Origin of the sequence: Nocardia sp. NPDC004860 (assembly GCF_040609015.1) — a bacterium.
Lineage (GTDB): Bacteria > Actinomycetota > Actinomycetes > Mycobacteriales > Mycobacteriaceae > Nocardia.
Genome location: NZ_JBEXJI010000016.1, coordinates 25330 through 47935, shown reverse-complemented (window position 1 = coordinate 47935; position 22606 = coordinate 25330). Strand labels below are relative to the sequence as shown.

Annotated in this window: 19 protein-coding genes and 2 pseudogenes; 6 read left to right on the top strand and 15 right to left on the bottom strand. The window is 68.7% G+C overall.

Features of this window, described 5'->3' with window-relative positions; translation table 11 throughout:
* Positions 1-57: 57 nt before the first annotated feature.
* The 6 genes from ABZV44_RS26320 to ABZV44_RS26295 form a co-directional block, all read right to left on the bottom strand.
* Complete coding sequence (locus ABZV44_RS26320; protein WP_354841464.1) at positions 58-570, bottom strand: MarR family transcriptional regulator; 513 nt, start codon at positions 568-570, stop codon at positions 58-60.
* Positions 570-1574 (bottom strand): aminotransferase class I/II-fold pyridoxal phosphate-dependent enzyme, encoded by a 1005-nt coding sequence (locus tag ABZV44_RS26315; RefSeq protein WP_354841462.1) that lies wholly within the window; start codon positions 1572-1574, stop codon positions 570-572. Before ABZV44_RS26315 ends, ABZV44_RS26320 begins: the two co-directional genes overlap by 1 nt.
* Before the next feature lie 13 nt (positions 1575-1587).
* Positions 1588-2598, bottom strand: coding sequence for a 3-oxoacyl-[acyl-carrier-protein] synthase III C-terminal domain-containing protein (locus tag ABZV44_RS26310; RefSeq protein ID WP_354841460.1), 1011 nt, complete (start codon positions 2596-2598; stop codon positions 1588-1590).
* Between the two features lie 2 nt (positions 2599-2600).
* Positions 2601-3260 (bottom strand): SRPBCC family protein, encoded by a 660-nt coding sequence (locus tag ABZV44_RS26305; protein WP_354841457.1) that lies wholly within the window; start codon positions 3258-3260, stop codon positions 2601-2603.
* Complete coding sequence (locus ABZV44_RS26300; RefSeq protein WP_354841454.1) at positions 3257-5005, bottom strand: thiamine pyrophosphate-binding protein; 1749 nt, start codon at positions 5003-5005, stop codon at positions 3257-3259. Before ABZV44_RS26300 ends, ABZV44_RS26305 begins: the two co-directional genes overlap by 4 nt.
* Before the next feature lie 232 nt (positions 5006-5237).
* Positions 5238-6449: a serine hydrolase domain-containing protein gene (locus tag ABZV44_RS26295; RefSeq protein ID WP_354841451.1), complete on the bottom strand. Its 1212-nt coding sequence runs from the start codon at positions 6447-6449 to the stop codon at positions 5238-5240.
* Positions 6450-6680: 231 nt separating this feature from the next.
* On the opposite strand from ABZV44_RS26295, the gene ABZV44_RS26290 reads away from it, so the two are divergent.
* Together ABZV44_RS26290 and ABZV44_RS26285 are read left to right on the top strand one after the other, a co-directional pair.
* Positions 6681-7919, top strand: coding sequence for an MFS transporter (locus tag ABZV44_RS26290; RefSeq protein WP_354841448.1), 1239 nt, complete (start codon positions 6681-6683; stop codon positions 7917-7919).
* Positions 7916-9118, top strand: a complete 1203-nt coding sequence (locus tag ABZV44_RS26285) for an amidohydrolase (protein WP_354841445.1) — start codon at positions 7916-7918, stop codon at positions 9116-9118. The genes ABZV44_RS26290 and ABZV44_RS26285 overlap by 4 nt, the downstream gene beginning before the upstream one ends.
* A 29-nt stretch (positions 9119-9147) precedes the next feature.
* On the opposite strand, the gene ABZV44_RS26280 is transcribed toward ABZV44_RS26285, so the two are convergent.
* From ABZV44_RS26280 to ABZV44_RS26255, 6 genes and pseudogenes are all read right to left on the bottom strand, one after another.
* Positions 9148-9696: a GtrA family protein gene (locus tag ABZV44_RS26280; protein ID WP_354841442.1), complete on the bottom strand. Its 549-nt coding sequence runs from the start codon at positions 9694-9696 to the stop codon at positions 9148-9150.
* A 69-nt stretch (positions 9697-9765) separates the two neighbouring features.
* On the bottom strand, positions 9766-10836 hold the full coding sequence (locus ABZV44_RS26275; RefSeq protein ID WP_354841440.1) for a ferredoxin--NADP reductase: 1071 nt from the start codon (positions 10834-10836) through the stop codon (positions 9766-9768).
* Positions 10833-11726 carry an SDR family NAD(P)-dependent oxidoreductase gene (locus ABZV44_RS26270; protein WP_354841437.1) on the bottom strand — a complete coding sequence of 298 codons (894 nt, stop codon included), beginning with the start codon at positions 11724-11726 and terminating at the stop codon, positions 10833-10835. Before ABZV44_RS26270 ends, ABZV44_RS26275 begins: the two co-directional genes overlap by 4 nt.
* A pseudogene (locus tag ABZV44_RS26265) lies at positions 11723-11974 on the bottom strand (hypothetical protein); the annotation flags it as partial. The pseudogene ABZV44_RS26265 and the gene ABZV44_RS26270, both read right to left, overlap by 4 nt.
* Before the next feature lie 18 nt (positions 11975-11992).
* Positions 11993-12874 (bottom strand): metal-dependent hydrolase, encoded by an 882-nt coding sequence (locus ABZV44_RS26260; protein ID WP_354841434.1) that lies wholly within the window; start codon positions 12872-12874, stop codon positions 11993-11995.
* A 31-nt stretch (positions 12875-12905) separates the two neighbouring features.
* A pseudogene (locus tag ABZV44_RS26255) lies at positions 12906-13765 on the bottom strand (metal-dependent hydrolase).
* Positions 13766-13889: 124 nt separating this feature from the next.
* Here ABZV44_RS26255 and ABZV44_RS26250 point away from each other — a divergent pair.
* The gene (locus ABZV44_RS26250) at positions 13890-14591 is read left to right on the top strand and encodes a TetR/AcrR family transcriptional regulator (RefSeq protein WP_354841431.1); all 702 of its coding nucleotides are present in this window, start codon (positions 13890-13892) and stop codon (positions 14589-14591) included.
* On the opposite strand, the gene ABZV44_RS26245 is transcribed toward ABZV44_RS26250, so the two are convergent.
* On the bottom strand, positions 14581-15123 hold the full coding sequence (locus ABZV44_RS26245; protein WP_354841428.1) for a helix-turn-helix domain-containing protein: 543 nt from the start codon (positions 15121-15123) through the stop codon (positions 14581-14583). The genes ABZV44_RS26250 and ABZV44_RS26245 overlap by 11 nt on opposite strands.
* 294 nt (positions 15124-15417) lie before the next feature.
* Here ABZV44_RS26245 and ABZV44_RS26240 point away from each other — a divergent pair, with 294 nt between their 5' ends.
* Entirely contained in the window at positions 15418-17217 is a 1800-nt protein-coding gene (locus ABZV44_RS26240; RefSeq protein WP_354841425.1) for an alkyl sulfatase dimerization domain-containing protein, read from the top strand.
* Positions 17218-17401: 184 nt separating this feature from the next.
* Here ABZV44_RS26240 and ABZV44_RS26235 read toward each other — a convergent pair whose 3' ends face one another.
* Positions 17402-18049, bottom strand: a complete 648-nt coding sequence (locus ABZV44_RS26235; protein ID WP_354841421.1) for a TetR/AcrR family transcriptional regulator — start codon at positions 18047-18049, stop codon at positions 17402-17404.
* 104 nt (positions 18050-18153) lie between these two features.
* On the opposite strand from ABZV44_RS26235, the gene ABZV44_RS26230 reads away from it, so the two are divergent.
* Together ABZV44_RS26230 and ABZV44_RS26225 are read left to right on the top strand one after the other, a co-directional pair.
* Positions 18154-19404, top strand: coding sequence for an oxygenase MpaB family protein (locus tag ABZV44_RS26230; RefSeq protein ID WP_354841418.1), 1251 nt, complete (start codon positions 18154-18156; stop codon positions 19402-19404).
* A gap of 56 nt (positions 19405-19460) precedes the next feature.
* Complete coding sequence (locus tag ABZV44_RS26225; protein ID WP_354841415.1) at positions 19461-20432, top strand: nitronate monooxygenase family protein; 972 nt, start codon at positions 19461-19463, stop codon at positions 20430-20432.
* Positions 20433-20716: 284 nt separating this feature from the next.
* Here ABZV44_RS26225 and ABZV44_RS26220 read toward each other — a convergent pair whose 3' ends face one another.
* Positions 20717-22444 carry a GMC family oxidoreductase gene (locus ABZV44_RS26220; protein WP_354841412.1) on the bottom strand — a complete coding sequence of 576 codons (1728 nt, stop codon included), beginning with the start codon at positions 22442-22444 and terminating at the stop codon, positions 20717-20719.
* Between the last annotated feature and the right edge of the window lie 162 nt (positions 22445-22606).

Here is a 22606-nt window from a genome sequence, read left to right as displayed (position 1 = left end):
CCGTCGCCGATCACCGGCGTGGTGACCGGGCGGGGTCGGCGGTCCAGGGATCCGCGGTCAGCGGGCGCGGGCGGCTGCGGCGGCCGCGTCGAGGCGGGCGCCCAGGGCCTTGACCTGGTCGCGCAGCGTCTCGATGTCCTCGATCGGGACGCCGACCAGGTCCACCACGGTGCGGATCATCTGTTGTGCGCCGTGCTGGAGGTCCCGGCTGGCGTCGGTGGCGTGCAGCACCACCGCCCGGCCGTCGGTGGCGCTGCGGACACTCTCGACCAGGCCGCGCGACTGCAGTCGCTGGACCAGGGGCGAGAGCGTGCCGTAGTCGAGATGCACCTGTTCACCGAGGTCCTTCATGGTGATGCCGGGCCGTTCCCACAGCGCCAGCAGCACCAGGTACTGCGGGTAGGTCAGGTTCATGTCGTCCAGGAACGGCCGGTAGGCGGCGGTCATGGATCGCGACGTGGAGTACAGCGCGAAGCACAGCTGGGCATTGAGCGACAGCAGTGCGTAGTCGATCTCCTCGTCCGCTCCGGCCCGTTGCCCGTCGGGTGCGGAAGGCGGATGTTCGTGCATTACTGCACTGTACTGCGGACCGTGGCGAGCACGGCGTCGGTGGCCGCGCGATCGCCGACCGTGATGCGGATACCGGTGGGATAGGTCTTGACGTGGATGTCCGCGCCCGCCAATGCGGTTGCCACCCGATCGGCCTCGGCGCCGGACAGGGTGAGGTAGGAGAAGTTGGCGTAGCTGTCGGGAACGCACAGGCCGAGCTCGCGCAGCCCGGCGGTGAGATGAGCGCGATGCTCGCCCAGCACCGCCACCCGGGCCGCGATCTCGTCCTCCGCCTCGTAGCAGGCCCGCACCGCCACCTCGGCCAGCGCGGTCATGCCGAACGGCAGCTGCCAGCGGGCGATGCGCTCGATGAGCTCCGGTGCACCGAGCGCGTAGCCGACCCGCAGGGCCGCGAGGCCGTAGGCCTTCGAAAAGGTGCGCAGCACGAGCAGATTCGGGTGCCGGTCCAGCAGGGCGAAGACATCGATGCGGTCCGCCTCGGCGACGAAATCCACGTAGGCCTCGTCCAGGACGACGGTGACCGCCGCCGGGATCTCGTGCAGGAAGTCCTCGAATTCCCCTGCCGGCACCAGGGTTCCGGTCGGATTGTGCGGGCTGCAGACCACCAGCAGCCGGGTCCGCTCGGTCACCGCCGCGGCCAGCGCCGCCAGGTCCTGGCGGCCCGCGCCGGTGAGCGGCACCGTGACGGGCCGCCCGCCCGCCATGCTGGTCAGGATGGGGAACCCGTCGAAGGTGGGCGTCGCCATGACGACTTCGGCTGCGCCGGAACCGAATTCCTGGACGATGTGCATGATCACGCCGGTCGCACCCGCGCCCACCACGATGCGATCGGGGTCGCAGCCGAGCCGGGCGGCGATCAGCCGTGGCAGCCGCTGCGGCAGGAATTCCGGATAGCGATTGGCCGAGGCCAGGGCGGCGCTCAGCGCCTGCTGGACCGAGGGCGGCGGTCCGTAGGGAATCTCGTTGAGCTGCAGCCGATGTCCGGCCGTGATCAGCGGACTCATCGCGGCCGGCCCCTCAGCGCCCGCCCCAGCGGACGGCGGCGGCCCCGGCGAAATCACCCGCGTGCGCGAAGCCCGCGAACATCACCAGCGACCCGGCCGGTACCCGGCCCTCGTCGACCGCCCGGTCGAAGGTGACGGGAATGCCCGCGCCGAACAGGTTTCCGCAGTCCTCGAAGGTGTCCGGGTGCCGTTCGGGCGGCAGCTGGAGGGCATCGCGCCAGTTGCGCAGAAAGGCGCGGTTGGGCTGATTGGTGACCAGCAGATCCAGCTCCTGCGCGGACACCCCGATGCGACCGCACACCGCGTTCGCCACCTCGGGCACCAGCCGGTTGCCGCGCTGCAGCACCTTGGCGATCTTGGATTCGGTGAAACCCACGTGCATCTGGCCGGATCCGGCCTCCCAGTAGCGGCGCGGCGGGTCGGCGATGACGGTCATCTGCCCGGCGAACTCCGGCAGGTGCCGGGTCTCGATATCCAGGATCGGCGAAACGCCGGACTTCACCAGCAGTCCCGCGCCCGCGCCGTCGCCCGGAATCGCGGCCTGCGCCTTGCCACGCACCTGCTCCTGGGTGAAGACCTGGCCCGCGACATTCTGGATGGTCACCACCAGGGCGGAGCGGGCGGCGGAGGAGAGCAGGATCTGGCGGGCCAGTTTCATGCCGTAGACGAAGGACGCGCAGCCGCCGTTGTGCAGGTCGATCAGCCACTCCGGCGCGATGCCCAGACGGGCGGCCACGTCGCCACCGCTGCCCACGATGCCGATGTCCGGCAGCTGGGTGTGCACGATGAGAACATCGATGTCGCGCACCGCATCCCGGCCCTGCCGGGCGAGGATCGGGGCCACGGCGCGCTCGGCCATGTCGGCGGGCGTCTCACCCGGCGCGACGTGGTGGCGGAACTTGGGGGCCTTGAACATGATGTTCGAGGTGACCTCGTCCGGATCCGCGTACTGCGCGAAATAGTCTGCGGGGACGATATTCTCGGGCAGGTATCCGGCGACGTCGAGCAGGCTGACAGTACTCATGGTCAGGCCATCCATTCCGGCTTGATCGGCTGTCCGGCGGCGTGCCGGTGTTCGCAGATCGCTTTGAGATTGCGCAGTTCCAGCAGGTGCCCGGCGGCGAAGAGGTGCCAGAAGTCGCCCACCCAGACCGGGCGGCCCTCCGGCTCGGTCTCGGGATAGCCGTTGTCCTCGTAGAACGGGTGGCGGCAATTGGTCCAGGTGACAACGGATCCCGGCTTGTTCAGCACGAGTTGCGCGTCCACGACCCGCATCAGGTAGATCATCCACAGGTGGTCAGCCTGGTCCCAGGCGCAGTGGTAGTCCACGGTGCGGGCGTCGGGGTTGGCGACCGTACGGGTGTAGATGCGGGTGTGCGAGCCGATCCGGTCATCCGACACCCAGATCTCGGGATCGGCGGTGCGCTCGAAACCCCGCATGCTGTAGGTCCATTCGCACAGGCTGCGAGTGTCGGCCAGGTATCCGTACACCTCGTCCGGCGGGGCGGCGATGAATTCGGTGACGGTGCAGTACTCCCCGTAGATCTCGTCGTGCGGGTACACGGCGCGGGTCATGTCGAGCACCAGCGGCATGCCCTCCTTGAGGGCCATGGTCTCGATGCGGTACACGCCCGGGATATCCAGCTCCGGGACTTCGATCGGCGCGTCGGTGGCGGTCTCGGTCATGCGAGGGACTCCTTCAGGAAGGGGGCGAACGGTGGGATTTCGTCTGGGTCACACTGCAGTTCGATGAACGCGGGCCCCGGCGTGGCCCGCGTCTTGTCCAGTGCGTTCTCGAAGTCGGACAGCGTGCGCGCGGTCCAGGCGGGCAGTTCGGGAAACATGGCCGCGACACCGGCCCCGATCTCCGCCGCGCGGAACCGGTTGAAGCTGTACTCGCCGGAGTAGAAGACCTGCTCCCGCGTCACGCACATGGCGTGCGCGTTGTTGTTGAACACCACGAAGGTCACCGGCACCTGGTACTCGACAGCCGTGTGCACCTCGTGGCCGTGCATGAAATACGCGCCGTCCCCGGCGATCACCACGGCCCGCCGCCCCCGCCCCAGCGCACACCCGATCCCCGCCCCGAACGAGTACCCCATCCCGCCCATGCCGAGCGCGATGAGGAACCGCCCGTCCTCGGGGACCCGCAGGTAGTGCACGACCGCGGCGCCGGTGTTCCCGGCATCCGCGACCACATCGGTGCCGGGCTCCAGCGCCGCCTCGATGGCCGCGACGGCCGGGCGATATCGCACACCCGGCCCGGACGCGGGCGGGACGGCAAGCTCGTGCGGCGCACCTGGATTCGATTGCACACCAATCGATTCCGAGGCGGCCGCCGTGTCACCGGGCAGCGCCGGGAGAGCGGGCAGGGCGGCTGATTCCGCCAAGGAGGCACGCAGTTCGCTCAGGGAAGCACCCAGCGGCCCCCGCGCCTCGGCATGGACCGGCACGAACGGCTGTTCCGCTCCCAGATACACCACGCGCGGACAGGCGGCCAGCGCCGCATCCAATCCGGCCCGTGCGGTCATCGACAGCGGCGCCCCCACCAGCAGGCACAGCTCCGCCGCCGCGACGAGCCCGGCGGCATGGGGGTGCCCCATGACCCCGACGACCCCGGCGAAGCGGTCATCCCGATTCGAGAAGGCATCCTTGGCATCCGGGGTGACCAGCACCGCCGCATCCAGCACCCGCACCACCTCCGCCAGCTCGGCTCGCGCATCGGCCGCCGCGACCTCGGGTCCGGCGATGACGACCACCCGGCTTCCGGCAGGCACATCGGCAAGCAGCGCCGCGATGTCCGCCGGCGTTTCCTCCGCGCTCGCAATCGGCTCGTCCCGGCCCCCGTGCGCGGGCTCGTATCGCAGGCCGGCCGCCAGGGTGGAGCCGCTCGAGATCAGGGTGGCTTGAATGTCCTTGGGAAGCAGCAGGACTGCCGGGCCGCCGGACAGTGCTGCCGCGATGGCACGGTCGAGTTCGGCGGAGATGTCCTGGGGCCGAGTGATTTTGACGCAGTGGCGGGAGACCGCGGTGAAGATGCGCTCGGCGTCGAGGCGGCCGGGGTGGCCGCTGGCGTCCTGGAAGGCGCCGCGACCCTCGAGGGTGGTCGGGGGCTGGCCGACCAAAGCCAGGATCGGGACCCGGGAGTCGAAGGATTCGGTCAGGGCGGCGAGGAGATTCATGGCGCCGCCGCCGGAGGTGGCCGCCACCACGCCGAGGCGGGTGGTGGCGCGGGCGTAGCCGTCCGCCATGGTGGCCGCACCGAATTCGTGTTTGGCGATGATGCCGGTGAGGCCGGGGTGCCGGTGGAGGGCGTCGTAGAGGTCCTCGATATTGGCGCCGCCCACGCCGAAGACGTGGTCGGTGTGTGCCGCGATCCGCTCGGCGATGAGGTCGGCCACGGTTCGGAATTCGGGTTTTCTCTCGAACACGATCCCCCGTTTCACAGTGCCTTGTCCGCGATACATCGCACACAAGGTATCCAGTTGGAGCGAGCCCGATCAACGTGTCCCAAGTCACAAACGAGCCGGAACATGCTGTTGCACAGCGTAATTAGCCACACAAAGACCCCGCCGGGGATGCCTCGGCGGGGTCCCGGTCCGGACGCAGGGGGAGAACCGGACCGCATCTGGATGGCTACCGGCGTGGGGCCGGTCTATCCAGTCAACGATCGGCGGGCTGCCGGGGTTCAGTGCGCGGACCCGATCGGCGTGTCGCCTTCCCGAAGGCCGCGCGGGCCAGGCGGAGGCAACGCCGGTCGCCATTGAGGGTGAGCCCGAGGCGGTTGGGAACATAGGCGAAGGAGAGCCCGGTTTCCGGATCGGCGAAACCGAGCGAACCGCCCATACCGGGCGTGCCGTAGGCGCGGTGACCGGACGAACCGAACGGGAAGGTCGGACACGACTTCCGGAATCCGAGGTGGAATCGGGTCGTGGTCTTCAGCACGGCATCGGGCGCGGGCACCGGTCCCGGGCCGGCGATGCGGGCCCGCACATCGTCCGCGATCGGCAGCTCACCGGACAGTCCGGCCGCATAGATCCGCGCCAGGCCGCACGCCGAGCCGACGCCATTGCTGCCCGGCAGCTCCACCGACATGATCTCGGGTCGCACGAAATCCTCGGGCATGCCCAGGTCCGGAACCGTCAGCGCCCGGAAGAGCGGGCCCCGGCGCAGCAGCGCCGGAACCGCCTGATTCCAGGGCAGATTCCGCTCGTGGCGCAGGTCCAGCCCGGAGGTGCGGACCAGCCGGGCGATTCGCTCACCCCCGAGATCCGCATCCAGCCCGATCGTGAAATCGACGCCCAGCGGCCCGGAGATCTCCTCGGCGATGAACCGCCGGATGCTGCGCCCGGCCGGATCGGCGCGGCGCACCAGCTCATTGATGTACAGCCCGATACTGACCGGGTGATAGCCCTGCCGTGTGCCCGGCGTCCACCCCGGCCGCTGCGCCGCCAGGACGCCGGCGACGCTATCGAGATCGAACAGATCGGCCAGGGTCATCCGGGTATCGCGCAGAATGTGGAGGCCCACCTGGTGATCGATCAGCTGCCGGACGGTGACCTCGGCCTTGCCACGCGCCGCGAATTCGGGCCAGTAGCGCGCCACCGGCTCGTCGTAGTCCAGCTGCCCGCGCGACACCAGCATGGCAAGCGTCAGCGCCGCAACACCTTTGGTCGACGAGAACACCGGGGCAATGGTGTCCCGCTCCCACGGCAGCCGCCGGACCGCATCCCGCCAGCCGCCCCAGAGGTCCACCACGGGCGTGTCCCCATCGAACACCGCCACGGCCGCGCCGATCTCCCCGTGCTGGAAGTTGCGCCGGAAGGCGTCCGCGACCCGCCCGTACCCGTCGGCCGCATACCCGTGAATAGTCATGTCCCTCATCGGACGCGAGACTACGACACGCCCAGCGCCGCGCCGCACGCCACGGGCGCGGGCAGTGACTCGCGCCTCTCGAACCCCGTCCGGCCAATTGCAGGGCGTTCACCAATCGCGCGATCAGCGCGTCACCGCCTCACATGGCGGCTCTCGGCAATCGCGCCGTATGCTCGGGCATCGGCACGAACGTGGCACCCAGCCACTACTCCCGCTTTTGAAGGGGCCTGGATGCCACGCACCACCCGGATAACCATCATGCTGCTGTTCGCGGCGTGGGTGGTCGATTACATCGATCGGACCGTGATCAATTTCGCGTTGCCCTCGATCGGCGAGGACCTGGGTCTCGACCACACGCAACAGGGTCTGCTGGTGTCGGTGTTCTTCATCGCGTACGCGCTCATCCAGGTTCCCGGAGGTTTGCTGGCGGATCGGTTCGGGGCCTTGAAGGTCGGCATCGCAGGTCTCACGGCCTGGTCGATCTTCACCGGATTGACCGCGGTCGCCTGGTCTTTCGCGGTCCTGCTGGGCATCCGGTTCCTGTTCGGCTTGGTGCAGGGTGTTTTTCCGGCGGCCGCCATCAAGGCGCTGGCGGAACGCACTCTGCCCGAGCAGCGGACGACCGCGGCGGGCTGGACGAACTCCTCGAACGCGGCCGGCCTGCTGCTGGCGGCGGTGATCGCGGGGGTCATGCTGCCCACGGTCGGGTGGCGGGTGATGTTCGGGGTCATCTCGGTGCTGGGGGTGGCGGTCATCCTGGCGTGGCGTCGATGGATGCCGGAACCGCTGGTGCAGGACGAGATTCCGGTCGCGAACGCCGGCACGAGGGCCGAACGCCGCGCCGTGCTGCTCTCGCCCGCACTGATCGGCTTCGCGGTCATCTTCTTCGGCTACGACGTGCTGGTGTGGGGCGTCACCGCCTGGACGCCGACCTTCCTGCACGAGCAGCGCGGAATCTCCATGGGCGGCATTGCCATCGCCGCGGTGCCGACCACGCTGGCCGCGGCGGCCGGGGTGGTGCTGGGCGCCCGGCTCTCCGATCGGATCGGCGGGCGGCCGCGGGTGATCGTGGTGCCGGCCATGGCCTTCACCGCCGCTATGCTGTTCGCCCTGCCGCGCGCCGAGTCCTTCCCGCTGTTCGTCCTGCTGGGCACGGCGATGAGCCTGGTGGCCGGGATGGCCTACATGCCCGCGTTCTCGGTGCCGCTGCGGTCGCTGCCGAGCGCCTATATCGGCGCGGCCACCGGGGTGATCATCTTCGGCGGGCAGCTGGCGGGTGTGGTGAGCCCGCTCGCCTTCGGTGCCATCACCGATCACGTCTCGTACACAACGGCTTTCGAAGCCATGGCCCTCGGACCGCTGCTGGCGTTGCTGGCGGCGGCCGTGGTCCCGCAAACCGCCGACGCGTTCCGAGCGACGCTGGCCCGCCGCGTCTCGGCGACCGCCCCGACGAAGGAGAGTCTCACATGACCGAGCACTGGCAGCAGGTCTACCGCCATCTGCACGCCCACCCGGAGCTGTCGGGCCAGGAGCACGCCACCGCCGGCCTGGTGGCCGATGAGCTGCGCGGCCTGCCCGGCTGGGAGGTGACCGAGAACGTCGGTGGCACCGGCGTTGTCGGCGTGCTGCGGAGTGGTCCCGGGCCGGTGGTGTGGCTGCGCGCGGATATGGACGCGCTGCCGGTGCAGGAGGAGACCGGGCTCGACTACGCCTCCACGATCCCCGGCGTCATGCACGCGTGCGGCCACGACGTGCACGTCACGGCACTGCTCGGCACCTGCGCGGAACTGTCGGCGAATCCATTGCCCGGCACGGTGGTGGCGCTGTTCCAGCCCGCCGAGGAGACCGGTGCGGGCGCGCAGGGCATGATCAATGACGGTCTGCTGGAACGCTTTCCCCATCCGCGCATCGTGCTCGGCCAGCATGTGAGCCCGCTGCCCGCGGGCATCATCCTGAGCCGGCCCGGCACCCTGATGGCCGCCTCCGACTCGGTCCGGATCACCTTCCTGGGCAAGGGCGGCCACGCTTCCCAGCCGCACACGGCTATCGACCCGCTGCTCATGGCGGCCTCCCTGGTGGTGCGGCTGCAATCGCTCACCGCCCGCCAGGCCGCCACCGCCGCCGGCCCGGTCCTCACCGCCGGCGCCCTGCACGCGGGCACCCGCCCCAACATCATCGCGGACACCTCCGAGGTCCTGCTCAGCCTGCGCACCTTCACCGACAGTTCGCGCAACCACATGGTCGAGGGCATCCAGCGCATGGCCGAGGCCGAGGCGGCCGCCGCCGGCGCACTCCAGGAACCGAAAGTCGAGTTCTACGACCATTTCCCGGTCACCGAGAACACCCCCGGCGACACCGAACGGGTCCTGGCCACCCTCACCGCCGCCGGCCTTCCCGTCATGCCCATGGACCACCCCATCACGGGCAGCGAGGATTTCGGCGCCTTCGGCACCGCGGCCCACGCGCCCTCCGTCTTCTGGCACATCGGCGGCATAGACCCCGCCCGCTTCACCGAGGAGGACCAGGCCTACATGCTCACCGAGGGCGCCCTCCCACCCCGCTTCCCCTCCAACCACTCCCCCCGCTTCGCCCCCGACCCCGCCCAAGCCCTCCCCGCCGCCATCACCACCATGCTCACCGCCACCCGAGCCGAACTCACCCGCGCCTGAAAGCCGACGACCGGGACGGTTCGGCAGGTTCAGGCCATTATCGGGCCGATCGGAAAGGCCGGCCGCATGTCGCCGCCCGGCCGCGAATACCGAAGGGCGTCTTCGGATTCCGTGGAATGTGCCTCGAGCTCCGTGGGGGATCCGGTAGACGGTGATCCGAAGACGAAGCCGCGCAGGGCCAGGAAGCGCAGGGCACCGATGCCCGCGGTGAGGGCGATGACGGCGGCCGCGCGGGCGAGGGGGCTCAGGCCGGGTGCGTAGGAGTCGAGGGCGGCCAGGGCGGCCGTGCTGATCAGGAGGCCGATCACGGCCAGTCCGCCGCCTTCCCATTGGGCGGTGAACCAGGTGACGCGGCCGGCGGCGCGGAAGGTGAGGTGGCGGTGGAGTTCGTTGGCGATCACGGTGCTGAGGATCGAACCGGCGATATTGGCGATCAGGGGACCGGCGCTGTTCAGGATCAGGAACAGGACGAGGTAGGTGATATTGCTGGCGCCGCCGACCAGGGCGAAGCGGATCAGCTGGGCGAAGACGTGATCGCCGCGCAGGTAGCGCAGTCCGAGATCGGCGGTGATGTTCACCTGATCACCGTCGCCGGTGCGACTGACATCGACCTGACGTCGACCTGACGCGCGGCTTGCGTCGGGCACTCACTGGTCGAAGGCGATGTGGAGGTCGTCCGATTCGGGCAGGGTCTGGCAGGCGAGGGTCAGGCCCCGGGCCAGTTCCTGCTCGATCAGGGATTCGTTCATGAGCATGCGGGTGCGGCCCTGCTTGACGCTGCAGACGCAGGTGGCGCAGGCCGATTCGCGGCACACGTAGGGGGCGTCGATGTCGTGGCTCAGCAGGACATCGAGGAGTTTCTCGGATCTCGGCCACGGCAGGGTGTGGGTTTCGCCGTCGATGTCGACCCGGACGGTCGCGACATCCGCGGGGGCGACCGTGCCCCCGGCGGTCGTCACGACCTGCGTGGGTTCGGACGCCACCGGGGTGTGGCGTTCGAACGGGTTGCCGGTGAGCGAGCGGTAGTTCTCCTGGCGGATGGCCCGGCCGGGAATGCGGAGCTGACCGAGGCCCTGCGCCACCGACGACGCGAAACCCGCCGGGCCGCACACGTAGACGTCATGACGCCGGTAGGGACGCGCCCACAATGCGAAGACACGCGCGGACGGCAGCCCCCGCTCGGATTCGAGCCAGTGGGTCACGGTCAGCCGTCGGGGGTAACCACGGGCCAGCTGCTGCAGCCGGTTCGCGAAGATGATCGATTCCCGGTCCCGGTTGGCATAGAACAGCGCGATATCGCCGCGCCCGATGGCGAGCGCCGATGTGAGGATCGAGATCACCGGCGTGATGCCGCTGCCCGCCGCGCAGAGCAGCAGATCGCGGTCCCACGCGCGTGGCACGAAAGTGCCCGCCGGTTCGAGAACCGTGAGGATGTCGCCCGCGGAGACGTTGTCGCACAGCCAGTTCGAGCCGTAACCGCCCGGCGTGCGCTTGACCGTCACGGTAGGCCGGTCGTCGCAGTACGGGCTGCTGGACAGGGAGTAGCAGCGGGCTACCGAACCGGTGCGCTCGCTGGGAACGCGCAAGGTGAGGTATTGCCCCGGCGCGTAGGCGAAGCGGCGGGTCAGGTCGGTGGGGATATCGAAGATCAGCGAGACCGCGTCGGCGGTCTCGCTGATGACTTCGCGCACCTTCAACTGGTGGGCGCGTCCGTTCAACGGGGTCCTCCCCTGCCGAACGCCAGCTCCCCCAGGGACTGGATGCTCTCCATCGAAAGTGGCTGCGTCATACGGCGATTGATGCCAGGTGCGATACGCAGCATGAAATAGCCCAGCCACGCCTCGGCGCGCACCGGAACCACCGCCAGGTCGTAGCGAATGGCGCGCACCACGGCCCGCGCCACCAGATCCGGGCTCAGCGGCGAGAAGGGCAGCCGCTCGGCCAGTTCCTGAATCTGCGCGGTGAGCTGCTGCCCGCGCTCCAGCAGCCGCGGATCGACGCCCACCGCGATCGCGTGCCGGGCGATATTGGTATTGATCACGCCGGGGCAGATCGCGCTCACCCCAACGCCTTTGGGCGCGAGTTCCAGCCGCAGGCACTCGGTGAGCATCTTCACCCCGGCCTTGGACACCGAGTACGCCGACATGATCGGCGTCGGCGTGAACGCGGCCGCCGAGGCGATGTTCACGATGTGCCCGCGCTTGCCCTCGTCGATCATGAGCCGCCCGAAGGCCCGGCAGCCGAACACGACACCGAGCAGGTTCACGCTGAGCTGGTGCTCCCAATCCTCGGGCTCGAGATCCAGAAACGCCCCGCTGACCAGGATTCCGGCATTGTTGACCAGCACATCCGGCACCCCGTGATCGGCGTGCACGTCCCGGGCGAAGGCGGCCCAGGCGTGCGGGTCGGTGACGTCGAGCTGCATGGCGACCGCCCGCTGACCCTGCGACTGGATGACGGCCACCGTCGACAGCGCCGCGTCCTTGTCGATGTCCGACACGATCACCCGGGATCCCATGCGCGCGAACCGCAGCGCCGTGGCCCGCCCGATCCCACTGCCAGCACCGGTGACGACCACCAGCTTCGGATCGACACTGTTGAGTTTCACGAGACCTCCTCGGAGAGCACGACCGCCTCCGGCGCCGCCGGAGCGCCCACCGTGTAGCAGTACACGTCGAGATCGAAATGATGTTTCTGCCAATACATCTCGCCGTGCGCGGACGGACGGAACGGCGAATCGCCGTGCTTGTCGATGTAGTAGGTGTTGGAGCCCGCCCAGACCGGGGTGAACACCGAAACCCCTTGGTAGGACTGGTATCGATGCTCGTCCCGGAACTGTTCGAGATCCTTGCCGCCGGCTCTCATGCCGCCCCCTCAGCCGATGCGGTCCAGCAGTTCGCCGTCCGTACCGAACAGCTCCCGCCGCCATCGTTCGAGCAGTGCGTTGGTGTCGATGTCGTCCGGATGGAACCCCGGCCGCATATAGGGCCGCATCTCCTTCAGCAGCCCCTTCACAATCGGCCCGCGGTACAGCCGAATCGACTGCCGCACCACCTGCAACGGCCGCCAGCTGCGCGGATCACCGAGGATCGAGGCGAGCACGCCGAGCGAGACCGCCGGAATGGTGAAGACATACATCCCCGCCATCACGCCGATACGCACCATTTCGGTCCCGCCGGCGCTCCGGAACACGTCGAAGGCCACCGATTTGTGCTCGAGCTCCTCGAAAGCGTGCCAGTTCAACAGATTCCAGACCTCCGGATCGCCGGGTATGTCCTGGATCTGTTGGGTGCCCAGCACCCGCTTGGCGAGCGTCGCCGTGTAATGCTCGGCCGCGGCGGTCATCGCCAGATGCACCTGCCGCGGCACCGCGTTCTCGATCGCGACCACACCCTTCTCCCGTAGCGCGCCGGGCGCGAAGGTGAACAGGCGGACGATGGGGAAGCCGTTCTCGATGAGCTGCTCGTTCAACCGCCGATGCTGCTGCCCGTGCACCGCCTCCTGGCCGATGAATCCGGCCACCCGCTTCTTGAGCACGGGATCGGTGATCTCACCGGAGAATTTGCGCACCGAGCGGATGAAGGATTCCTCGCCCGGCGGAAAGGCCGCCGAGAGCACCGCAATCAGATGGGTGAGGGGAATGTCGCCCTGGACGAACTGATGCGCCATCGGTTCGGGCTCGCCGAACCGGAATCGCATGCGCCGCACCTTCGGAGAGGGCATGAGGGACGTGCTGTCCTGCCGACCGATCGCCATTGGCCGGTCCTTTCCTGCAATGGGGTGGTGACTACTTCACGTGGTCGACGAGCTGACCGTCCGCCCCGAAAAGCTCCTGCTGCCACCGGGACAGCAGTGCGGCGGTGTCGATGTCGTCGGGGTGGAAGCCGGGCCGCATGTACTCGCCCAGCTCCGGCATGAGCCCGCGGAAGATGGGGCCGGTGAACAACCGGTATGCCTCGCGCGCCACGCGGATCGGCTGCCGCCGCGCGGCCGGGTCACGCCCGACGGCCAGCGCCAGGCTCAGGTAGGTCAGCGGCAGCGTCAGCGAGTACATGGCGAGCATGACCCCGATACGGGTGCGCTCGGTGCCGCCGACCGCGCGGAAGACGTCGAAGGCCACCGACTTGTGCTCGAGTTCTTCCAGCGCATGCCAATTCAGCAGATTCCACACTTCCGGATCGCCGGGAATGCCCTGGATCTCGTCGCTGGACAGCACCCGCTGCGCCAGCACGGCGGTGTAGTGCTCGGCCGCCGCGGTCATGGCCAGGTGCACCTGGGGCGACACCCGCTCCTCGATCCAGAGCATGCGCTTCCTGGCCCGCTCGGAGTCCAGCCAGGCGATGGGATAGCCCAGCTCGACCAGCTTTTCATTGAGTTTGCGGTGCTCCTGGCCGTGCATGGCCTCTGCCCGACGAAACCGCTCACCCGCTTCTTGAGCATCGGATCGGTGACCCGGTCGGCCACCCGGCGCACCGAACGGATGAAGGACTCCTCCCCCGCCGGGAAGCCGCCGGACATGCCGGCCACGAAATGGCTGTAGACCATGTCGTTTTCGACGAAGTACTTGTCGCTGGAAGCGCGCTGATCGAATCGGAACCTGATGCGGCGGGCCTTGGGATAGGCCTGCGCCGGAAGGGCATTCGCCATCTGGACCATCCTTGATGCAACACGAAGTACCTAGTACTGCGTGTTCGATATGATGCCCAGTGTAGGATTGTCCCAGACAGCACACAAGGGGTGTGCCGTAACGGATCGAATTACAATCTGCCGCATGGCCTCCCACCCGCGTCACCGCCCGGGCGAGAGGAAGGGCGATGCGCGCTACGACCGCTGGCACTCGCACCGCACCTCGGTCCGGGCCGAACTCATCGAGGCCACCATCCGCGCCATCGACGCCCACGGCCCCGATCTGTCCATCGACGATGTGGTGAAAACCGCTGGTATACCGCGTCCCAAGCTGTATCGCTTCTTCGGCGACAAGGTGGAACTGCTGGCCGCGGTGAGCGGGAGTGTCCAGCAGCTCATCGTCGAGCGGGTCACCCCGCACCTGAACCCCGCCGGACCGGTGCGCGACGGTCTGCGCACCGCCCTGACCGCCTACATCGATCTGGTGGACGAGCGCCCCAACCTGTTTCGCTTCATTGTCAGCTCACATGTGGTCGCGGCCTTCGGCGCGGCCCGCCTGATCGAGGACGGCCGCCCACTGTCCGATACAGTCGCGGACTTCTTCTCCGGCGTGCTGCGGCTGCGCGGCGCGAACGGCGACCACACCCAGTTCGCGGTGGACGCCATGCTCGGCGCGATCGGCCTGGGCGTGCTGCGCTGGCTCAACGAACCCGCCATCACCGCAAAGGAACTCGCCGAGGAACTGACCGCCTTCGCCTGGGGCGCGCTCGCGGCCACCGCCGCCGCCCGCGGCCTCACCCTCGATCCGGACGCACCGCTGCTGCCGCTGCCACAGCTCAGCGAATGAAGCGCTCCACCATCCGCCGCTCGCTGGCGGCATCGGCCAGCGGCCAGGTCAGCAGCGACAGCACCATGCGCACAATCCATTGCGCCGCTTCGTCATCCGGGGCGATCCCGGTGAGCAGGGTGGCGATCCGCCCCAGCTCCGGCGAGCTCGCGAAAGCCCCGTCGCTGCCGCCCGCCCGGGTGCCCGCGAATCCCTTGGCCAGCACCGGATCCGAGCGCACCGCCGCCACCGACGCCAGGATCGCCTCCACGATCCGGCGCGGGCCCTCGTAGCGCCGCACCGCCGCGGCCACCCGCTCCGCCACCGCGATCGCCGATTTGGCCATCACCGCGTCGAACAGCGCGGCCTTGCCGGGAAAGTGCCGATACAGCGTCGCCCGCGAACAGCCGACCGCGCTCGCCACCTCGTCCATCCCCACATGGTCGAACCCGCGCGCCTGGAACAGTTCCGACGCGACGCCGACGATCCGGTCCGCGGCGACCGACCGCCGCACGCCACCCGCCAGCCAGTCCACGCGCTGTTCGGTCACCATGCCCACTCCTCATCGATGAAGATCAGGTCTCATCCTGAGATGTGAGTCCGGATTCGTCCAGCGTCAATGCGGCCACCGCGGGCGGGCTGCCGGTTATCCGTTGGATAGCCGAATCTCCGCAATCGCACCAAATTCATCCTTTATACCCATGTGCAACAGACCTATCTCAAATTGCTGGAAATTCACCAGTTCTGTGTGAGGCTGGCGAAAGACGTGGCGTGGACGGTGTCCGGGCACGGGTTCTGTAGATGCGCGTACTGGCTCGAGAGCCGGAAACCAACAGTGAGGTGGCACATGGCAGCAGCACCCGTTGATCGCACCGATTTCGACAATGCCGAGCGCGGATTCATCGCGCGACTCTCGCCCGCCGTGATTCCGGGGAAGAGTGGCGGCGTGGCCTACGACGCGGACTCCTTCGACTTCCTCGAGGCCGACGGCGCGGCCACCGTCCTGCCGAGCCTGTGGCGGCAGTCCCAGCTCACCGCGATGCACGGGCTCTACGAGGTGTGCGAGGGCGTGTATCAGGTTCGCGGCCTGGATATTTCGAACATGACGCTGATCGAATCGGACAACGGCGTCATCGTGGTCGACCCGCTCGTGAGCGCGGAGACAGCCGCCGCGGCGCTGGCGCTGTACCGCGAGAATCGCGGCGACCGCGCGGTCACCGCGGTGATCTACACCCACCCGCACGCCGATCACTTCGGCGGCGTCCTGGGTGTGGTCGAGCAGGACACCACCGTGCCGATCATCGCGCCCGAGCACTTCATGGAACATGCCATCGCGGAGAACGTGTACGCCGGCACGGCCATGCTGCGCCGCGGCATGTACTACTCCGGCGCGAATCTGACGCGCGACCCGAAGGGGCTGGTCGGCATGGGCCTGGGCCCGGTCGCCTCGGCGGGTGAATTCGGACTGCTCGCACCGACACTCGACATCACCGCCACCGGCCAGGAGGAAGTGGTCGACGGGGTGCGGATCATCTTCCAGATGACGCCCGGCACCGAGGCGCCGGCCGAGATGAACTTCCTGCTGCCCGACCGCAATGCGCTGTGCATGGCCGAGAACGCCTGCCACACCCTGCACAACATCCTCACCCTGCGCGGCGCGCAGGTCCGTGATGCCCGCATGTGGTCGCGGTACATCGCCGAGGCGATCGAGATGTTCATCGACCGCACCGATGTCGTGTTCGCCTCGCACCACTGGCCGACCTGGGGCCGGGACAATATCGTGGAGTTCCTGATCCAGCAGCGCGACACCTACGCCTACCTGCACGACCAGACCGTGCGGCGAATGAACCAGGGCGAGATCGGAACCGAGATCGCCGAGGACTTCCCGCTGGCCCCGGACCTGGCCGCACAATGGAACAACCGCGGGTACTACGGCTCCGTCAGCCATGACGTGAAGGCCGTCTACCAGCGCTATCTCGGCTGGTACGACGGCAATCCGGCACACCTGTGGCTGCACCCGCCGCAGGAGCAGGCCACCCGCTACGTACGGCTGCTCGGCGGCGTGGACGCGACCGTCGCCAAGGTGAAGGAGTTCGTGGAGCAGGGCGATCTGCGCTTCGCGGCCGAACTCGGCAGCCACGCGGTCTTCGCCGACGCGTCCCACGCCGAGGCCAAGGAGACCCTGGCGGCGGTGTTCGAGCGGCTCGGCTTCGGCTCCGAGAACGCGACCTGGCGCAACTGTTTCCTCACCGGCGCACAGGAACTCCGCCGGGGCGTCACCGGAACGCTGCTCACCGCCGGCCAGGCGGTGGCCCTCGCCATGAGCATCACGCAGCTGTTCGACACGCTGTCGCTGAACATCGTCGGATCCCAGGCGTGGGACGAGAAGTTCAGCATCGCTTGGCATTTCACCGACAGCGGCGAGGAGTACCGGATGGAGCTGAGCCATGGCGCGCTCATCCACCATCCGGCCACCCGCAAGCGGGATGCCGATCTCGACATCACCCTCACCAAGCTCGGCCTGCTGCAGCTGATGGCGACCGGGAAGTTCGACGGCCTGCAGACCAAGGGCGATACCGGGGTGTGGAAGCGGCTCACCGGCCTGCTCGACAAGGCCGATCCCAATTTCACGATCGTCGTGCCCTGACGCCCGGGAGACCGCCGGGCCGCCTCGACCCCCGCCGGGTCGGTCCGGATCCGACTCGGCCACAACCGAATTCACCATCGAGGATCGCCTGGATCCTGCCGACCCGGTGCCTGGTGGTCAGCGCGGGTGCCGCTGCGCTGCGAACGGCGCGTCCACCGCGGGATCCGGGCCGCCGAAAAGGGCCTCAGCCAGTAGCCATTTCGCGCTGCACGGTGGTGGTGATCTCGGACGCGGTCAGGATCATGGCCACCAGGAAGTCGATGAGCTGGGCACGGTCGATGTCCAGCTCGTCGCGCAGCCACTCGATGAGGATCTCCAGGCCGCCGTGGGCGACCGTGCGGGCGGCGAGCGCGGCGTGCACTCCGGTGACGGCGGCGTCGCCGAGCAGTTCGCGCCCCTGATCGAGCATGACCTGGGCGACCACATCGATGAGTTCGATACGGCGGCGGCGCAATTCGTCGGTGGTCTGCATGTCGATGGCCAGCCGGCGGCGGGCGGGATGATCGGCGATGGCGGTGACACCGGCCTCGATCACGGCCCGCAGGCGGATCCGGGTGTCGGCGGGCGCGGCGGCGATGACGCCCATGACCGCGGCGACGACCTCGGCCAGCTGCTCGTCGACCAGTTCGTACAGTAGCCGGTCGGTGTGGCTGTAGGTCTCGTAGAAGTAGCGATCGTTGAGCCCGGCGCGGGCGCACAGCGCGCGCACCTTCAACCCGCCGATACCCTCCTCGGCGATCACCTCCAGCGCGACTTCGCGCAGCCGCTCGCGCCGCTGGTTCCGGCGCTCATCAGCGCTGAGACCGGCGTATCGGCCACGGGGTATGTCCACGGTTCCGCCCTGTCTGTTGCCATGTCGCAAGGTTTGGTGAAGACTATCACCAAAGTTCTGGTGACATCCTTCACCAAACTCTGAACGCACCCAGGAGGCACGCGATGACGCGTTCCGAATTGCCCGATCCGGTGATCTTCCGGGAGTTCCCGTTCACTATCGGGGTCAAGATCCTCGCCCCCGGAGATATCCGTCCAACCCCCGAGCAGCAGGCCGCCTACCGCAAGTTCACCGAGATGGGCGATCCACTGGCCGACGCCGTGGTCGAGATGTTCCGGCGACTGCCGACCGGGCAGGGCCGGGCCATGTTCGAGACGGCCCTGGAGCGCGGCATCGACGCGGTGCCGGACGCGCCCGCCGAGCTGAAAGCCTTTTTCGCGCACATCGATTCGGTGCCGTTCTGGCTCGACCAGGACAAGATGGACCGGGCCGCGCGGGTCAGCGGCCGGGTCGGGCCGTGGGCGACCAACCTGGCCCTGTCCATGTTCTCGCTCAATGGCGGCTACCTCGCCTCGCGGGCGGGCAAGGTGCTGGTCGGCACCGGCGGGCTCTCGGCCGAGACCATGGCGCCCCGCCGGGTCGTCGAGACCGCGACCTGGTGGATCGACGTGACCGCGCCGGGCGGACTGGAGCGGTTCGCGCCGGGATTCACGAACACCGTGCGGGTGCGCATCATGCACGCGCAGGTGCGGGCGGGCATGAACCGGCGGCCGGACTGGGATTACGAGCAGTGGGACCACCCACTCAACCAGTCCCTGACCGCGGGCACGCTGATGTTGTTCTCGCTGGCCACCATTGCCGGGTGCAATGCCGTCGGGCTGCGGTTCTCGAAGAAGGAGAAGGCGGCCGTCTATCACCTGTGGCGGTATGTCGGCCACGTGATCGGGCTCGATCCCGAGATCCTGCCGGCCGACGAGACCGATACCTGGCGGCTGCTGTGGCTGCAGGCCGACTACGAATTCCTGCCCGACGAGGACTCGCGGCGGCTGTCCAAGGCGCTGGTGTCCGCGCTCGGCCCGGTGTACGGGTTCGACGGGCCCGGCCTGCGTTCCCGCGCATTGCGCTGGGCCTTCACCATGTATGCGGTCTCCTACAGCCGAATCCTGCTGGGCAAGACCAACTCCGACTTCCTGGAGATGCCCTACAGCCGGGTCTTTCTCGCGGCGGTGCTGGCCACGGCCGCCGTCAACGGCGTGCTCGAGGTGCCGCGCCGGATCATTCCGGGCGCTACCCGGCTGAGCGAGCGGCTGGGCCGCCGCGCCACCGAGCGCATGATGCGGCGGGCCGCCCTCGTGAACAATCCGGACCGCAGCTACGCCCGCCACGATCGGCTCGCCGAAACCCGCGCGGCCTGAGCTTCTTACCGGCGGTAACCTACGCCGGGTAACCCCTTGATGAAGGAATCTGGTCAATGAGCCTGCCGCCCATCCTGTCCGAGCGCCTGCGCCTGCCCGCGGTCGCCTCCCCGATGTTCATCGTGTCCGGGCCCGAGCTGGTGATCGCCCAGTCCAAGGCGGGCATCGTGGGTTCGTTCCCGTCGCTGAACGCGCGGCCGCAGTCGCTCTTCAAGGAGTGGCTGGTGCGGATCAACGAGGAGCTCGCCAAGCACGACGCCGACAATCCGGAGCAGCCGTCGGCGCCGTACGCGGTAAACCTGATCGTGCACAAGAGCAATGACCGGCTGGAGGAGGACCTGGCCACGGTCGTCGAGCACCGGGTGCCGATTGTCATCACCTCACTGGGCGCGCGGCCCGATGTCAATGAGGCCGTGCACTCCTACGGCGGCATCGTGCTGCACGACATCATCAACAATGTGTTCGCGCACAAGGCCGTCGAGCGTGGCGCGGACGGCCTGATCGCGGTGGCGGCGGGCGCGGGCGGGCACGCCGGGCCCCAGTCCCCCTTCGCGCTGACCCAGGAGATCCGGTCCTGGTTCGACGGCCCGCTGCTGCTGTCGGGGTCCATCGCGCACGGCCGCTCCATCCTGGCCGCGCAGGCCGCGGGCGCGGACCTGGCCTACATCGGCTCGGCCTTCATCGCCACCGACGAGGCCAATGCGGTGCCCGGCTACAAGCAGATGATCGTCGACTCCGGCGCGGGCGACATCGTCTACTCCAACCTCTTCACCGGCGTCCACGGCAACTACCTGCGCGGCAGCATCACCGCCGCCGGCATGGACCCCGACAACCTGGGCCAGTCCGACCCGTCCGCCATGGATTTCGGCACCGGCGAATCGGATACGCCCGGCGCCAAGCCGTGGAAGGACATCTGGGGCTCCGGCCAGGGCATCGGCGCCGTCGACGCCATCCGCCCGGCCGCCGATGTCGTCGAACGCCTCATCCGCGAATACGACGAGGCCAAGGCGCGCCTGCTGACGCTCTGACCGAACCCGCTCCACCGCCGCGAAAGGGCGAGCGCACCCGCGCCCGCCCTTTCCCCGTTGCGGCTCAACGACTTTCCCGGGTGCCGCGCCGAGCGTTGAGGCGGCATCGGCCGACGCCACGATGGCGAAAGCCGGGCCGCGGGGGCGACGGGGCGGCCGCTGCCCCGCCGGGCTTCCAGATCCTCTCGCGATCCGGAGTCGGGTCCGCGCAGACCGTTGCGGGTTTACCGTGGGCCGCTGATAGCGGCCCGGTCGGGTCTCGGCCGCCGAATCGGACGGTCGGGTCAGTTGTTCGCGTGCGTCTTCGATCTCTCGTTGAAGCCGACCAGCGGGAGCCGCAGGGCGGCCGGGGCGGTGGGTGGGACGACCGGGTCGCGGGGCGGAATCGGGGGTATACGGCGGTAGGCCGCACCCACCTCCGGGCGGGTGTCGGGCTCACCCTTGTTGGGCCACAACGAGAGTGCGCGTTCGGCCTGGGCGGTGATGGTGAGCGACGGGTTGACGCCGAGGTTGGCCGAGATGGTGGAGCCGTCGATGACGTGCAGGCCCGGGTGACCGTAGAGCCGGTGGTAGGCATCGACGACGCCGGTGGCGGGCGAGTCGCCGATGGCGCAGCCGCCCAGGAAATGTCCGGTCATGGGGATCTTCAGAATGCTGGAGCCGGCCCCGATGGGGATGCCGTCGATGGCGTCCGCCACCCGGCGGGCGACCTCGTGCCCGGTGGGGACCCAGGTCGGATTGGGCTGGCCCTCACCCTGTTTGGTGGTCATGCGGCGGCCGAACAGCCCACGCTTGGTGTAGGTGGTGATGGAGTTGTCCACCGACTGCATGACCAGCAGACCGATGGTGCGCTCGGACCAGTGCCGCGAATTGTGCACCCGGACCGCGTCGCGAGGCCGACGGCGAGCCGCTCGCAACCAGAGCCGCCAGCGCGGGGTATCGCCCTGATCATCGACCATCAGAGTGCTCATCACGCCGAAAGCATTGCTGCCCTTGCCATAGCGCACCGGCTCCACATGGGTGTCGTGGTCGGGGTGGATCGAGGACGTGATCGCCACGCCCTTGGTGTAGTCCGCGTGCTCGTCACGGCTGCGCACGCCGAGCAATTCCTCGGAATTGGTGCGTGACAGATAGCCGAGCCGGTCGGAGATCCCGGTGAGCGAGCCCCTGTCCCGCAGCCGGTGCAGCAGCCGCTGGGTCCCGAGCGAGGCGGCGGCGAAGATCACCTGCTCGGCCGTGAATTCGCGACGCCGCTTGCGGACCACGCGCCCGGTACGGACGGTCTCCACCGCGTAGCCGCCGCCCCTCAGCGGTCGCACATCGGTGACCGTGGTGAGCGGATGCACTGCGGCACCGGCCTTTTCGGCCAGGTACAGGTAGTTCTTGACCAGCGTGTTCTTGGCATTGTGCCGGCAGCCCGTCATGCATTCACCGCAGTGGGTGCAGGTGCGCCGGTCCGGCCCGGCGCCGCCGAAGAACGGGTCCGGCACGTCCTCGCCGGGGCGGCGGCCGGGTCCGCCGAAGAAGACGCCGACCGGGGTGGGCTGGTAGGTGTCGCCGATTCCCATCCGCTCGGCCACATCCCGCAGCACGCGATCCGCCGGGGTGGTCGCCGGATTGGCCGTCACGCCCAGCATGCGCTTGGCCTGGTCGTAGTGCGGGGCGAGCTCGTCCTTCCAGTCCGTGATATGACCCCACTGCCGGTCCGCGTAGAACTTGTCCGGCGGCTCGTAGAGGGTGTTGGCATAGACCAGCGAGCCGCCGCCGACACCGGCACCCGCCATCACGAAGGTGTCGTTCAGCAGCGCCAGCCGCTGAATTCCGAAGCAGCCCAGGGCCGGGGCCCACAGGTATTGCCGCAGCCGCCACGAGGTCTTCGCGAACTCGTGGTCCTCGAAGCGGCGGCCGGCCTCCAGCACGCCGACGCGGTACCCCTTCTCGGTCAGCCGCAAGGCGCTCACGCTGCCACCGAAGCCGGAACCGATGACGAGGACGTCGTAGTCGAATCGCATTGCTACTCCTGGGATGCTGCGTGGGCGACCGGGGTGAGCCGGTAGTCGGCGGGGTTCAGGCGGCGGGTCGCGCGGCGGTATCCGGTGACGGTGCCCGGCCAGTTGTTGGTGATGCGCCCTCACCTCGATGTGCTCGAGTCCGACGCTACGACCTGCGCATAT